The organism is Streptomyces sp. NPDC102283 (genome assembly GCF_044766265.1).
Lineage (GTDB): Bacteria > Actinomycetota > Actinomycetes > Streptomycetales > Streptomycetaceae > Streptomyces.
Genome location: NZ_JBIWLQ010000012.1, coordinates 185,200 through 200,323, shown reverse-complemented (window position 1 = coordinate 200,323; position 15,124 = coordinate 185,200). Strand labels below are relative to the sequence as shown.

General features: G+C 75.1%; 7 protein-coding genes. 5 read left to right on the top strand and 2 right to left on the bottom strand.

The features are described from left to right. Positions 1-91 precede the first annotated feature (91 nt). The 5 genes from ACIRJT_RS24105 (at position 92) to ACIRJT_RS24085 (ending at position 13,298) form a co-directional block, all read left to right on the top strand. A complete protein-coding gene (locus ACIRJT_RS24105) occupies positions 92-2,371 on the top strand; it encodes a VWA domain-containing protein (protein WP_403912432.1) in 2,280 nt (759 codons plus the stop codon). A 133-nt stretch (positions 2,372-2,504) separates the two neighbouring features. Then, positions 2,505-6,437 carry a tubulin-like doman-containing protein gene (locus ACIRJT_RS24100; RefSeq protein ID WP_403912429.1) on the top strand — a complete coding sequence of 1,311 codons (3,933 nt, stop codon included), beginning with the start codon at positions 2,505-2,507 and terminating at the stop codon, positions 6,435-6,437. Then, positions 6,434-9,130, top strand: coding sequence for a hypothetical protein (locus tag ACIRJT_RS24095; RefSeq protein ID WP_403912426.1), 2,697 nt, complete (start codon positions 6,434-6,436; stop codon positions 9,128-9,130). Before ACIRJT_RS24100 ends, ACIRJT_RS24095 begins: the two co-directional genes overlap by 4 nt. Further along, positions 9,127-11,178, top strand: a complete 2,052-nt coding sequence (locus ACIRJT_RS24090; protein ID WP_403912423.1) for a hypothetical protein — start codon at positions 9,127-9,129, stop codon at positions 11,176-11,178. The genes ACIRJT_RS24095 and ACIRJT_RS24090 overlap by 4 nt, the downstream gene beginning before the upstream one ends. Then, the gene (locus ACIRJT_RS24085) at positions 11,175-13,298 is read left to right on the top strand and encodes a hypothetical protein (protein ID WP_403912420.1); all 2,124 of its coding nucleotides are present in this window, start codon (positions 11,175-11,177) and stop codon (positions 13,296-13,298) included. The genes ACIRJT_RS24090 and ACIRJT_RS24085 overlap by 4 nt, the downstream gene beginning before the upstream one ends. A 24-nt stretch (positions 13,299-13,322) precedes the next feature. Here ACIRJT_RS24085 and ACIRJT_RS24080 read toward each other — a convergent pair whose 3' ends face one another. Continuing rightward, on the bottom strand, positions 13,323-14,438 hold the full coding sequence (locus tag ACIRJT_RS24080; protein WP_403912417.1) for a DUF4037 domain-containing protein: 1,116 nt from the start codon (positions 14,436-14,438) through the stop codon (positions 13,323-13,325). A gap of 138 nt (positions 14,439-14,576) precedes the next feature. After that, entirely contained in the window at positions 14,577-15,083 is a 507-nt protein-coding gene (locus tag ACIRJT_RS24075) for a hypothetical protein (protein WP_403912415.1), read from the bottom strand. Between the last annotated feature and the right edge of the window lie 41 nt (positions 15,084-15,124).

Genomic DNA, 15,124 nt, shown 5'->3' with positions numbered 1-15,124 from the left:
GCGACATCACGTAGACGCAAGAAGCCCAGCCGCGCAGGCGCCCACACACGCAGACACGCAGACACGGCAACGACAGTAAAAGGGGACGGTCGTGCGAAATGACCGAAGAAGAGGCCCGGCCGGCACCGGCCGGGCCGGGCGGGCGGCGCTCGCCGTCCTGGCCGGTGCGGCCCTGCTCACCTCCCTGACGGCACCGGCGGCCGCCGATCCGGAGCCGGCCTCGGCCGCCGCGCCCGCCTTCGCCTCCGTCAACTACGCGGTGGCCGTGGACCAGTCCGCGAGTCTCGCGCCCGCGGACATCAAGGCGGAGAAGGCCGCCGCCGCCCGGATCGCGCTCGGCGACGTCTCGGCGACCTCCCACATCAGCGTGTTCGGCTTCGCCGCCGCCGAGTCGGCCGACCAGCGGGCGGTGGACCCCGTGTGCCCCCGTACCCGACTGGACGCCGCGGGGCGGGAGTCGGTCGGGGGCTGCGTGGAGAAGCTGCGCAGCCGCAAGAAGAGCGAGGGCACGGGGACGGACTTCCCGAGCGCGATACGCCAGGGCGTGCACGAACTGAGCTCGGGCACCGACCCGTCGGTCCCCCGGGTGCTGTTCCTGCTCACCGACGGGGAGATGGACGTCACCGGCAGCCCCCAGTACGGCGACCCGGCGCACCGCGAGGCCGAGGGGAAGCGGCAGTTGGAGCTGGAGCTGAAGAACGCCGCCGCCGAGAACGTACAGATCTGGCCGCTCGGCTTCGGGCCCGCCCCGGACAAGGAGCAGCTCGACAAGATCGCCGCCGGCGGCTTCCAGAAGGGCTGCGTCGACCTGCCGTCCGCCCGCCCCACCGCCCGCAAGGTCTCCGGGGCCAAGAACGTCGGGCCGGTGCTGGAGAAGATCTTCGCCGCCGCGCACTGCCTGCGCTACCAGGCGGGACCGAGCAAGCGCCCGCCCGCCACCCTGCCCATCACCATCTCGCCGCTGGCGACCGTGGGCAGCATCGTCGTCGACAAGGGCTCCCCCGAGGTGACCGTCACCTACACCGACCCGCTCGGCAACAAGGTGCCCACCACGGGCTCGTACCGGGACTCCACCTTCGAACTCGCGGGCGGCGGCGGCACGGTGGAGGCGCTGAAGATCGTCGACCCGGTGCCCGGCCGGTGGAAGGTCGACGTGAAGGCCCCCGAGGGCCACCGTTCGCTGCCCGTCGGCGTCAGCGTCCTGTGGCAGGGGGAGCTGCGCGGCTCCATCACGATGGACCCGCCCTCCCCGCAGGCGGGGGAGAAGGCGACCGTCACCATGCGGCTCCAGACCCGCGAGGGCTACGAGATCAAGGACCCGGCCGACTACGCCGGGCTGAAGGTCAGCAGCGAACTCACCGGCGACGGCTTCGCCCCGCTGCCCCTGCGGCTCGCCGACGACGGCAAGGGCCCCGACCCCACCAGGAGTGACGGCTCCTTCAGCGGTACGGTCACCGTCCCGAAGAGCGCCGACGGCGCGCTGAAGGTCAGCGGCACCCTCACCGCCTCCGGTCTCAGCGCCGACACCCGCAGCGAGGGCGGGCAGGTGGCCCCCGGGGCCCTGCCCGTCACCACGGCGCTCGGCCCGGTCCGCGGCGACGGCCACCCCGGGGAGACGGTCACCGCGAACCTCTCCGTCACCAACACCACGGACGCCCCGCATACCCTCGAACTGTCGCTCGCGGACGTCCGGGCCGGTCTCCTCACCGTGAGCCCCGCCGAGATCGTGGTGAAGCCCGGCGCGTCCTCCACCCATCAGGTCAGCATCGGGATCGGACCGGAGGAGTCCTTCGAGGGGCGGCTCGACGACGGCCCGCTCGGCATCGGCGGCACCGTCACCGTCCGGGACGCGACCGACGGCGACCGCACCCTGGTGCGCACCCCGCTGTCCGTCCAGGTCACCCCCGAACCCAGCCTGCTGGACCGGTACTGGTGGGTGCTGGTCGGCGCCGTCGCGCTGATCGTCGTCGGCGTCCTGGTGGCGCTGGCCTGGCTCCGCCAGCGGCGGGGCCGCCGCGACCCGCACGGGCTGACGCTCCACCTGCTCTCCCGGGACGGCGACGTGCTCGGCGTCCACACGGCCGGACACGGCCAGAAGCAGTGGTACGCGTTCGACATCGCCGAGGAGCACAGCAACCCGCGCGTCGAACGGCGCACCAACGGCCGGTACGCCGTGCAGCGCAGCCCCGAGGGCGGCGCGGTGGTCCGCAGACACGGCGGCCGCACCCGGGAGCGGCTCACGGCGACCGGCCGGGTCGATCTCACCGACCGGCTGAGCCTCGCCCTGGGCGAGGACTCCGTACGCGCCACCGCCGCCCCCGGGCCGCACGAACCGGTGGGCACGACCGGCGGGAGCGACGACTACCTGTGAGGCGCGCGCCGCCCGCCACCCGGCGGGCGGCGCCGCAGGCCCCGGCGGGCCGCACGGCCGCGAGGACTCGCGCCCGTGCGGCTCCGCCCATGGACGAACCGGCCCCACCCCGGCCGGAAGCGGGAGGAACCCCATGAAGATCTTCCAGCCGATGCTCTTCGTCGGCCTGGGCGGGACCGGCGGCCTCGTCGGCGCCGAACTGGAACGCAAGCTGCGCGTGGACCTGTGCGGCCCCGACGGCACCGCACTCCAGCACATCGGCGGCCTCGCCCCCTACCAACTGCCCGACTGCCTGCAGTTCGTGTACGCGGACTTCAGCGAGTCCGACCTCCAGCGGCTGCCCCAGTTCAACGTGGACTCCTCGCTGCGCGCGGCGTACGCCCGCACCTCGCGGGCCACCCACAACCTCCTGCCGAACTTCGACAGTTCGCCCGAGGTGACGCAGATGCTGCGGGCGAGCCTGCGCGAGGAGGTCGCGGGCTGGCTGCCCTCGCGCGAGGGCGAACCGCGCGTCACCCCGCTGCACAACGGCGCGGGCCAGCTGCCCACGGTGGGCCGCGCCGCGCTCTTCGCCACACTGCGGCACTCGCTCCAGCCGGTCCTGGAACCCCTCCTCCAGGCGATCGACGCCATCGCCAAGTCGGCGGGCGAGCTGAGCGAGCTGGGCGGCGGCCGGGTCACCGGCTGCGACGTCTTCGTCGCGTTCTCGGTCGCCGGCGGCACCGGGGCCGGGATCTTCCTGGACTACCTGCACCTGATCAACCAGGCGTTCAAGATCCGCCGCTTCAACGGCGTGAAGATCTACCCGCTGGTCGTCATGCCGTCCTCGTTCCCCGCCTCCACCGGCGGCGGGCGCGAGGCGGAGCTGAACGCCGCCCGCTCGCTCGTCGACCTGTTCCGGCTGGTCGACGGGCAGAACGCGCCGACCGCCGGGGCGGAGATCGGCGACCTCGACCAGGAGACCGGCCTCGGCATCCGCTACCCGGGCATCACCCCGGTCCGGCTGCGCACCGGGATCCTGCCGACCGCGTTCCTCTTCAGCCCGACCGCGGGCATCCGCCAGGACGACCTGCGCCGCTCCATCGTCTCGCTGGTGATGTCCCTGATCGGCACCGAACTCGGCGACAGCCGGGCCCAGGGCCGGTCGATGGCCGGCGACGACGACTTCCAGACCTTCGCCGCCAGCTTCATCAACCGGGGTGTGCAGCGCAGCGCCCCATCCCCCACCGGCATCGGCCGGCAGGGGGTCTCCACCAGCCTGGTCGCCTCGATGACCGCGCCCATGGACCAGCTGGCCGACCTGGTCGCCGGGCGGCTGCTGCGGGTCGCGGTCACCGAACTGGTGGAGCGGCCGCGCAACCCGGCGAAGGACGACACGGTGCCGCTGGTGCGGCAGCTTTTCGCCGACTCCCAGCTCGAAGAGCTGTGGGAACGCAAGCAGTTGTCCGTCGAGGACCCGCAGCCGCTGCCGCGCGGCGGCAAGGCGATCGAGGAGGCGCTGAACCAGCGGATCGGGGACATGCAGCGCCTGCTGTCCGAGCTCCACTCCGTCGCCGACCGCCAGGCCGCCGCGATGGCGGCCCGGTTCAGCCCGCGCCCGGCGATCGAGAAGCTCCTCCAGAGCGTCGACCCGTTCCTCGCCGAACGCCTCGTCAGGGGCGTACCGGACAGCGAGGACGAGATCACCCGGCTCGGGTTCCTCGGCATGCTCACCGCCCGCTCCCGCTCCCCGAAGCGGCCCGGGGGCGTCACCGACCAGCCGCCGAAGACCCCCCGGATCAAGGGCCGTATCGCCGGGATGTCCCCGGCCCGGTGGGGCGACGACGACGTACGGGCCGCCCTCCAGGCCCAGGACAGCTGGTACCGCTGGCGCTGCCGGGCCGTGTGGCACGAGGCCTGGCGGGAGCAGCAGCAGCGCTGGCAGTCGCAGGCGGACACGGCGGGCACCGACCTGGCGCGGCTGGTGAACGCCTTCCGCAAGCACGCCGACCAGGAGCGCAAGTCGGCCGCGCAGAAGGGCCTGGAGCTGTACGCGGAGCGCACCGGCATCTCCTACCTCCTGCCGCCGCAGCGCAGCCTCAACCACTTCTACGAGGACGTCGTGGCCCGGCTGATCCGGCGGGAGGATCTGCGTGAGGGCGACGACGAGGCGTCGTTGCTGCTGAAGCTCGTCGCAGGGGGCACCTGGCAGGAGGTGCACGGGCGGAGCCGCCGCGACCCCGACGGGGCGGTCGGCATCGTCAAGACCCGGCTTGAGGGGCGGATCACCCGCCTCTTCGCCGAGAGCGGGGCGCAGTTGGAGGAGCGGCCCCTGCTGCCCTCGATGAGCACCCTGCTGGCGGCGGCCGCCGGTGACGCCGAGGCCACGGACCAGGTCAGCAAGGAAGCGCTCGACCTGTTCAGCCGCAAGCTCGCCGGTCTGCTGCCGGTCGGGTTCACCCCGGAGGGCACCGGGCGGCTGCGGGTCCTGGTCACCCACCCGCGGGCCCAGGCGGCGGACGAGGTGCAGGAGTTCCTCGCCAAGGCGCTGCGGCTGCCGTCCGACGCGAAGAACTCCGTGGAGTACCGGGGCGTGGAGAGCGACTCGATCACCGTGGTCCTCTTCCGCAGCGAGATGAGCCTCACCCAGGTGCCCGAGGCCCGCAAGGTGCTCCGCCAGTGGGCCAGGGCCAAGGACGACGAGCAGGCCCACGACGTGCTGCGCTGGCGCCAGCGCCTCGACTTCGAGGACGACTGGATGGTCAGCAGCGAGGAGGACCGGCGCACGATCCTGCACCGCCTGCTGTGCTGCCTGTGGAACGGCCAGGTCGACATCCTGGACGGCGAGTCCGCCTCGCCCTCGCGGGTGCGGCTGCGGCTGTTCCCGGAGAAGGGGGCGAGCGTCCCCGGCGTGCGGCTGCGACTCGGGGACTTCCCCGGCTCCATCTCCAGCTGGTCGGAGCTGCTGCGCTCCTACGAACGCTGGACGGTGCTGGACGACGAACGGACCGTGGAGGACTACTGCCGCAAGCTGATGGGGGCCCAGCCGCTCGGGCTGGCCCGGGCCGGCAGCACACCGCATCCGCTGTTCGTCGAGCTCGTGGAGCGCATCGCCCCGCGCCAGCTGGAACTGCTGGAGGAGCGCCGGGAGCTGGGCGGGCGCCGCGTGGACGGCTGGATCCGGCCGCTGTCGGAGTTCTGGACACAGACCCTGCCCGCCGCGCTGGACATGGAGTTCGGCGACAAGCAGGCGATCCAGCCCACGTTGCGCACGCTGCTGGAGCACGCACGCGGCGGCGTCCCGAAGCCGGCTCCCTCGCGGCCCGCGCCGGAGCGTCGGCGCGTCGCGGAGGACGACGAGGACTGGGGCACGTCGGCCCCGAACACCGACGAACGGCTCCGCGACGACACCCTGCCCGCTCCCCGCTCGGCCCCGTACGACGCGGGGGAGCGGTACTCCGGCGAGGACCGGCACGCGGACACCCGGCGCGCGGGCGCCCGGCACGGGGAGGAGCGGCACGGGGAGGAGCGGTACGGGGCGGACTCCTCGCGCGACGACCGGCCGCCCCGGGGCGGAGGATACCGTGACGAGCGGTACGCGGACGAGCGGTACGCGGACGAGCGGTACGCGGACGAGCGGTACGCGGACGAGCGGTACGCGGACGAGCGGTACGCGGACGAGAAGCCCGGGGACGACCGGTCCCGGAACCAGCGGTACGCGGACGAGAAGCCCGGGGACGACCGGTCCCGGAACCAGCGGTACGCGGACGAGAAGCCCAGGGACGACCGGCCCCCGAACCAGCGGTACGCGGACGAGGCGCCCCGGGACGACCGGTTCACCGACTCGTACACGGACGCACGGGCCGGTGACGACCGGTTCACCGACTCCCGGCCCCGCGACGACCGGCCCCGCGACGACCGGTTCGGCGGGAGCGAGCCCGCCGGAGCCCGGGACGCCGACAGCAGGGAAGCCGGCAGCAGGGAAGCCGACGGCGGGGAAGCCGGCGGCTGGGACGGCGACGGCTGGGGCACGGACGACGACGACGGCACCGGGCGCTCCTCCTTCCGGAACGGGGGCCCGCGGTGACGACTTCCGAGGACACCACCGCCGTGGTCCGGCTCGACCTGCGCGCCGGGGCCACGGCCCTGGCCACCCCGCAGGCCGTGCGCGACCGGGTGGCCGAGCAGCTGGGACGCGCCGGACTGCCGGAACCGGACTATCCGTTGTTCCTGGTCACCGACACCCCGGCCGGGCTGACCGACCACCAGCTCCAGTACGAACTGCTCGCCGGCTACCGGGCGGTGGGCGAGACCCGGATCGTGGTGCTGCTGGTGGGCAGCTCCCCCGGTTCGTACGCCGGCGGGGAGGAGGCGTACCTCCCCGACCGCCGGCTGGTGCGGCCCACCACCCTGCGGACCTCCACGACCGGCCTGGTGTGGGCCGGTGACCTGCGTTCCGCCCGTACCGCCCTGGACCGGCCGGAGCCGGACGACCCCGCGGCGCTGGCCGTCCTGGTGGACCTCCTCTCCGTGCCGGACGTCTTCGTCCGGGTCCTGGAGGGCCTGCGGAAGCTGCCCGACTCCGTCGCCGCCCCCGGGGTCCGGCTGCTGGAGCAGGACCTGCCGGCGGAGGTCAGGGACCGGGCCTGGCGGGACGCGCTGACCCGGTTCGCGGGCGAGGACACCGGGGCCGGCGACCCGGTCGGCGTCCTCCCGGACGCCGAGCTGCCCGAGCCGCTGCGCGCACTCGTCACGGGGCGGGACGGCCGGGGCCACGGGCACCGGCGGCCGGACGGCGACGGCCCGGCGAACCTCGCCCACCGCACGTGCGCGGAGTCCCTGGACCGCGCGGACGAGGACCTCGTAGCGCTGCGGTCCTTCCCCGGCCTGCTGCACCCCGCCCGGCGCGACGCCCTGGAGGCGGATCTGCACCAGGCCCGCGAGGACCTGGGCGGGTTCCGCGCCCTGGTGGAACGGGCCCTCCAGGGCGGCGGCGGTGCGGCACCGCCCACCGCCGAGGCCACCGCCCGGCTCGGCGCGCTCGGACTGCGGGTGCCGGCGGCCGACAGTGCGGGGGAACGCGTCGGCGAGGGGCTCCGCGAACTGGCGGGCACACTCCTGGGCCGCGGGCTCGCGCTGCGTTCGGTGGCCCAGCACTTCACCGCGCTGGCCGGCCGGGTCGAGCCGGTGCCGGGCACCGCGCTGCTGCACCGGCTCGCCGACCACTCCGAGGAGTCGGTGACCCGCGGTTCCGCCACCGAGTACGCGGCACCTCCCCGCACCCCGGGCGCGGTCCTGCTCATGGCGGGCGCGGCGGGGCTGCTGGGCGGCCTGTGGCAGTGGCCCGCCGTCCTGGCGGCGCTGCTGGCGCCGGTGCTGTTCGTGATCGTCGCGCTGCTGGCGGCGAACCGGCTGCGCACGGGCCGGCGCGCCGCCCGGTGGACGAAGGGACCCCGGGTCGCCGCCGTCGTGGCCACCGCCGGAGCGGTGGCCGGGGCTGCGGTCGCGTACGCCGCCGAGCCGCCGCTCTGGCTCGGCGGGACCGGGCTGCTGGTCGGTCTCGGGCTCACCGCCGAGGCGGTCCGCAGGCTCTGGCAGGACGCCGCCGAATCCTGGGCCGCCGGGCGCGGCACGACGGCGCTGCGCGCCGCGCTGGACGGTCTCGACGCCCTGCTGGCGGAGCTGGTCCGCGAGCACTGGGCGGCGGAGGAGCGGCTGTACTGCGCGGACGCCGCGCGTTCGGTCGCCGGGATGCTGCGGGCGACCGCGGCCGCCGCCGACGCCCAGGCCGCGCCGGAGCCCGTCGCCCCGGCCGGGTCGGGCGGTTCCGGTCCGTACGAGGACGACGACTGGCTCTCGGCGCCCTCCGCGCTGGAGACCGCGGAGTCCGGTGGAGCCGGCGGGGGCGCGGACGACGGCGACTGGGCCGCCGCCTACGCCTGGGACAACGCCCCGGACCGGCACGGCGATCACGAGGCCGGCCAGGACAGCGACCCGTACGGCGACCGCCACGGCGAACCGGACGGCGACCGGTACGGCGGGGACCCCGGACCGTACGGCGTGCCGTCCCCGGCCGCGTATCCCACCGGTCCTGACGACGCCCCCTGGGGGAGCGGCGAGGGCGACCGCGCACCGCGCTGGCTCGACCGGGAGATCGGCGAGGGCGGACCGGACCTGGTCGCCACCCTCGCCGGGGACCTCCGCAACACCGCGATGGCCGCCATGGCCCCCTACTGGGGTGCCGTCGAACGCGGTCAGGCCGGGGCGCTCGCGCTCTCGCGGACCGAGGAGCGGGTCCGCGAGCTGCTGTCCGCCGCCCGCCACCACCTGTGGCGCTACGGCGTGCTGGCCCCGCCGCCGTACCCGGCCGACCACCGGGCCCGCACCACGGCCGCCGGGCTGCTGGGCACCGATTCGCTGCGGGTCGCCGAGCTGGTGGGGCGGGAGGCGGACCGGGGGTCCGTCGTCCAGCTGTCCTCGCCGGAACAGGGGGCCCTCCTCAGCCGCGACCCGGAGGCCGCCCGGTGGATCCGGTTCGCCCCGGGCACCCTCCAGGGCGAGATCGAGGCCGCCTGGCGCAAGAGCGGTTCGCCGCCGGCCGAGGAGGCGCTGTGGACCTCCTCCGGACGGTACGCGGGGCTGATCCGGCTCACCCCGCTGCGGATGGGCGTGGTCGACACGGTCCTGCCCCGGCAGAGCACCGGCGGCGGCGCCCGGGCCGACGCCGACCGCGCCGAGCCCTCCGTCCACGCCGAGTTCAGGGAGGACGACCGGTGGTGAGCACCACACCGCTGGGCCGGCCCGAGTCACCGGGAGCCCCGCGCCCCCACCTCGTCTTCGCCGACCCCACCGGGCGGCGGCGCACCGCCCCGGCCCGCTTCGGCCCGGCCTCGCGGCGGGACCCGGCGCTGCCCCAACGCATCCGCAACGGGCTGCTCGACGACCGGTCCCAGCAGTGCGTCCAGGTGTTCCTGTCCGCGGCCGACGCCGCCCACCCGGCGGCCCGAGCCCTGCTGGACACCGAGGCGGGCACCGCCCTGCGCCTCGACCGGACCCTGGAGAACTCCCCGTACGCCTACCTGTTCCCCACCGTCGTCGGCTACGAGCTCGACGCCGCCGAGCCGTTCCTGCTGTACGCCGCGCCGCGCGGCATTCCCGTCGGACGCACCCATGTGATGTCCGCCTCCGACCAGCGCGTGTTCGCCCGGGACCTGACGCTGGCCCTGTGCCTGCTGGACGACCAGGGTCTCGTGGCGCGCGGGATCTCCCCCGCGACCGTGTTCTGGGACGGTACGTCGGTGCAGTTCTGGGGCCTGGAGAGCGCCGCCCGCGCCGGGCGGCCCCGGACGCCGTGGGGCCGGGCCCCGTTCGCCTCGCCCGAACAGCACCGGGGCGAGGGGCTCGTCGACTCCCGGGACGCGGTGTGGAGCACCGCCCAGCTGCTCTACCAGCTCGTGACCGGTCGGCCCGGCCCCGCCGACCGGGCCCCCGCCGACCTCGCCCAGCACCGGGTGCTCGCCGGGACGCTGCCCCGCGCGTTCGCCCCGACAGCGGCCGGACGCCCCACGCCCCGGGCGCTGTTGGAGCTGCTGGCCCCCGAGGAGGCACGGCGTCCGGGGTCCTCGGCCGAGGCGGACGGCTCGCGCCCGCACCAGGAGGCGTTCGACCGGGCGCTGGACGCGAAGCGGCGGACGCCCGCTCCCGCGGAGGACGCGGACGGGGCGCCCGAGGACCGGGCCCACGGGGAGGTCGTCTGCCCGTACTGCCTGGAGGGCATCCAGCTCGACCTGGGCAGGCTGTTCGTGACGGACGACCAGATGCAGTACCGGGCCCTGGACCTCTCCCGCATCGGCAACCCGGTGCGGCGCGAGGACGTGATGCGGGGCGCGGTCCAGCAGTGCACGGCCGACCCGGACTTCCCGGAACACCACATCCCGGTGCCCTACCTCACCCACGGCCGCCCGCTGACGGTCGCCATGATCGGCCAGTCCAGCACCGGCAAGAGCCATCTGCTGACCCAGATGATCGCCGAGATCACCGACGGCGGCCTGGAGCGGTACGGGGTGGGCTGGCAGTCGGTCAACCCGGAACAGCACGCCCGCTTCGTCCGGGAGCGGGTGCAGCCGCTGCGCAGCGGCAAGGTGCTCGACCACACGAGGGAGGTCGGCCTGAACGACTTCGCCCGGTTCGTCGAGTCGCTGCTGCTCACCGACGCGCGCGGGCGGGTGCGCCCGGTCGCCTTCTTCGACCTCGGCGGCGAGGACCTCGTCCGCACCGACGGGGCGCTGCGCTTCCTGCTCGGCATCGACGCCCTGGTCTTCGTCGTCGACCCGGCGCTCGCGCTGCCGCTGCCGCAGCTCGACGGGGTGCGCGAGCGCTGGGGCACCGAGGTGGATCGGGACGGCGACGCGGCGTTCGGCACCGTCCTCGACCGGCTGCCGCGCCGGGGCCCCTATCTGGAGACCCCGGCGGCGATGGTGCTCGGCAAGTCCGACCTGCTCCGGTTCCAGCCGCCGGTCGACCGCTGGCTGGACGAGCCGCCGCCCGCCGCGATCGGCCCGGACCAGTTCCGGGAGGAGAGCGGGGACGTCTACGCGCTGCTGCGGCAGCACGCCGGACAGGCCTGGCTGCGGCCCTTCGACGCGTTCCGCCGCTGCACCCTGCACATCGCGTCCGCGACCGGCGGCCAGGAGAGCCAGGGCCGCTACCCGGCGGGCGCGGGGCCCCGGCGGGTGCTGGAACCCCTGGTGTCGCTGCTGGCGATGCACGGGATCATCGAGGCGCCCGGGAGCGCCGCATCATTCGGCGTGGGAAGGGAAGCCCAGTGAACGACGCCCTCGATCGGCGCGAGGAGAGCGGGCCGGGCGGCCGGCTCGACCAGGTGGTCTTCCGGTGGGACGGGAACCAGGGCCGCTCCAGTACGGGGATGGCGGCGGTGGCGCACTCCTGCTCCGTCGAGCGCGCGGAGTCCCTCCGCCGCGAACTGGGCCCGCTGCTCTGGGTGTCGGGCCCCGGCCCGGCGCCCCGCCCGAGCAGCGTCCGGGTCTCCTCCCGGGCCGTGGGGACCGTGCTCCTCCAGCGGTGGCCCACCCTGGACCGGAGCGGCCGGCCCAGCACGGCCTGCCACGCGGTGTTCGGCGACGCGGACACCCTGACGCCGCTGCGCTGCCTGGGTCTCGGCGGCAACGCCTGGAGCCGCCGGGCCGTCGCCGAGACCGCCACCGGGGGCCTGAAGCCGCTGGACGGGGAGCGGCTGCGCGCGACGGCGGCCGAGCGGCTGCGCGATATGACGGGCGAACTCCCGACGGTGCAGAAGCCGCTCGCGGTGGTGGTCGCCGAGTGGCTGCGCGACCCGTCCCGGCGGCTGTCCCTGCTCGCCGACGAGAACGACCTGCCCGGCTGGCCCCGCCTCAACCGGGCGCCCCTGCTCTACCTGGGGCTGCTGTCGGTGTTCGGCGACTGGTTCGGCACGGAGTGGAGCTACGCCACGTACGACACGGTCGACACCCACGCGTTGCGCCTGACCTGTGTGCCCGGGTGGACGTCCCAGGCGGCGAACGCCCGGTCGCTGGCCCGCATCCGGCTGCGGCTGCCCGCCGAGAAGGACGTCGAGATGTCCGCCGCGGTGGCGATGGTCGATCACCTGCTCGGCGACCCCGAGGCGGCTCCGGGCGTGCCCCACCTGGCCGGGGAGCTCCGGTCCGGGGCCGCCATGTCCCGGCCGGAGCGGCGCGAAGCGCTCCGGCGGATGCTGAACGCCCGGAAAGCCCCGGCCCCGCGCCGGGAACGGGAGCGGGAGGACAGATACGTACAGGAGTCGCGGGACGCACAGGAGTCGCGCCACGAGCAGGAGGAGCGGTACGGGCAGCCGGAGCGGTACGAGCGGGAGGAGTGGTACGAGCACGAGTCGCGCAACCTCCCGGAGACAAGGCCCGTCCCGGAGGAGCGCCACGTGCCGCAGGAACGACACGTACCGCAGGAGCGTCACGCGGCGCAGCAGCCCCGCGGCCCGGAAGAACGGCGTACGGCGGACGAGCCCCATGTGGCGGAGGCGCGCCACGAGCAGGAACGCCGTCGCCTGCAGGAGGAGTTGCTGGTCCACCAGCGCGTCGACACCGCCCAGTCCGCACGGCTGGCCGCCCGGCTCCGGGACGTCCGGGACACCGCGCTGCTGACCCTCCTGCGCGCCGACGGGCTGCCGTGGGCCTCCCGCGACCTCGTCCTGGCCGAACTGGCCCGCGCGGAGCGACAGCGGTCCCGCGACGAAGCGACCGCACACGCGCTGTGCACCGAAGTGCTGCGGCACAACCTGTACTTCAGACCCGGCCGGTCCGAGGCGGACAGCCCGTCCGCCCCTCAGATGCGGGAGCGTGCGGCCGAGCTCTTCTCCTGGGCCGTCGCCCCGCTCGTACGGGACCCCCTGCGGGCCCCCGATCTCCGGCCGCTGTTCAACATCGTCCTCAAGGACGGCCGCGACACCGGCATGGAGTGGCTGCGGCTCGTCCTGGTCACGCCCCCGGGCGACCGGGCCCCCGACCTGCCACCGCAGCTGTGGCAACAGGTCGTGACGGACCTCCTCGCCCACCTCGCGTCCGTTCCCGCATCCGCCTCCGCTCCGGCACCGGCGCGGGCGCAGGCCCCCCTGCCGCCCGTCGCCGCCCCTGCCCCGGCCCTCACTCCTGCCCCCGCCACGCCGCCCGTGCCCCTCCCGTCGTCCTACGCGCCGGCGTCGTCCACCGCACCGCCGCCGCGACCGGCGCCGATGCCGACGGCACGGCCGGCCGTCCCCCCGCCGAAGACGGCGCGGCCGGCCCATCCGGCGTCCACGGAGCAGGGCGGGGGCTCCCAGCAGCAAGGATTCCTCTACCAGAACTGGTTCGTGGGCACCGTCGCCGGAATCGTCGGAGCGGCCGTCATCGGCCTCCTCCTGTTGATCCTGCTCACCTGACCGGCGGCCGGCGGTGCGGACCCGTCAGCCGCCGACCGCGTCGACCGCGGCCCGCACGGGCCCCTGCCGCCCGAGGAAGTCCGTGCTGTCCGCCCACTGGTCCACGCTCCCGGTCAGCGGCAGGGCCCGCAGTTCCGGGTCGGTGATGGTCCCGGCCAGGGCGTGGGCGAACCGCTCGGCGTGCAGCACCTGGAACGGGCGGCCGTGGTACGGCCGCCGCCCGGGGTCCACCTCCTCCGCGAGGCCCGAGCGGTTCTGCACCGCGGCCACGGCCTCGTACGCGTCGCAGAGGTGCCGTTCGCGCGCCGGGTGGTCGGTGGCCGTGACGGCCCCCCGCAGGGCGGGCAGCAGCTCGCCGGCCCCGGGCAGTCGGGCGAAGGCGCTCCCCAGCCACTTGCTGTACGGCGGGTACTCCCGCGCGAGGAGCAGGCACAGGCGCATCAGGTCGCGCACGAGCCGCCCCGCGACCACGGCGGACCCCAGCTCGTCCCCCACCTCGGCGCAGCGGCCGACGAACGCCTCCTCCTGGGAGATCCGCTGCCACTGGCAGGCCAGCACGTAGCGCCACACCTCGTCCGGATACCAGGCCAGCTCCTGCCGCGCCCGGGTCAGCGTGCCGACTCCGTCGTGGAACACCGCGCCGCCCGTGGTCTCCGCCAGCCTCTGCTGCGGCATGGCCAGCCAGTCGCGGACCGCCGGCGCCGGGGGCTCCCCGCCGGGGACGGGCCGCAGGCCGAGCCGATCGTGCAGCCAGCCGCCGACGTCGGCGACGAGGACGCGGTGGTGGACCGGGCCGTCCGTCAGCTCCATGTGCCCGACCGGGTCGGCCGGATCGGCGTGCCGGAAGTGCGTCGGCCAGCCGCGCACCTGCTTGGGCAGCCGCTCGGCGAGCAGGCGGTGCAGCCGCTCCCCGTGCGCGGCGGCGTCGTCCGGTGCCAGGAACAGGTCCAGGCGCGGGCCCCAATCATGGTCCGCCGACCGGGCGGTGTCGAAGCCGAGCACCTCGGAGCCGGAGCCGATCCGGGCGGCGGCGTACCGCAGTCCGGGGTACTCGGCGTCGAGGACCGGCCGCACGGCCTCCTCGTAGAGGATCCGGGACAGGTCGAGTCCGGGCAGGAACACGCGATCGTTCGTCGTCACACGGTCACTCTGCGGGGCGAGAGCGGGGTAGGCCAGCCGTTTTCCCGGCGCGTGCGGCCGCGGCGGGCCCGGGGCGGGCGGGCCCCGGCCGGGCCGGGCCGGGCCGCGCGGGCCGCCACCGCTGTCGCTGCCGCTGTTTCAGAACTTCTCCACCTTCGCGCCCTCGGGCACCTCGTAGCACCCGGACGTCGTCGTGATCCCCAGGCTGGGCTTGGCCCGGTCGCGGTACTGGACGATCCAGACGCTGACCTTCCTGGCCGCGTTGTCCGCGACCAGGTTGAGGTTCTCGTTCTTGCTGTTGTCCCGGTACTCCCTCTTCAGCGCCCAGCCGCCGGTGTTCAGCTTCTTCTTGAGGTTCTCCATCGCCACGTCGGAGTCGGCGGCGGAGCCGGGCTGGAAGTTCCACGGGTGGAACACGCGGAAGAACCGCTCCGGGTCCTTCCCCTCGCACTCCCTGACCCCGGGTCCCGGCTCGGACGCCTTACCGGGCACTCCGGCGTACTGGTAGATCTCGCTGGAGACGGCTTCGAGGGCGTCCGCCGCCTCGTCGGTCGTGGCGACACCGGCGTACGGCACACCGGAGGACGCGTCGTCGGAGCCGGCGGATCCCCCGCCGGGCGAGCTGGGGCTGTTGGAGTCGTTCATGCCACATCCACTGAGGAGAAGAGCGGTCAGGACGAGGGCGG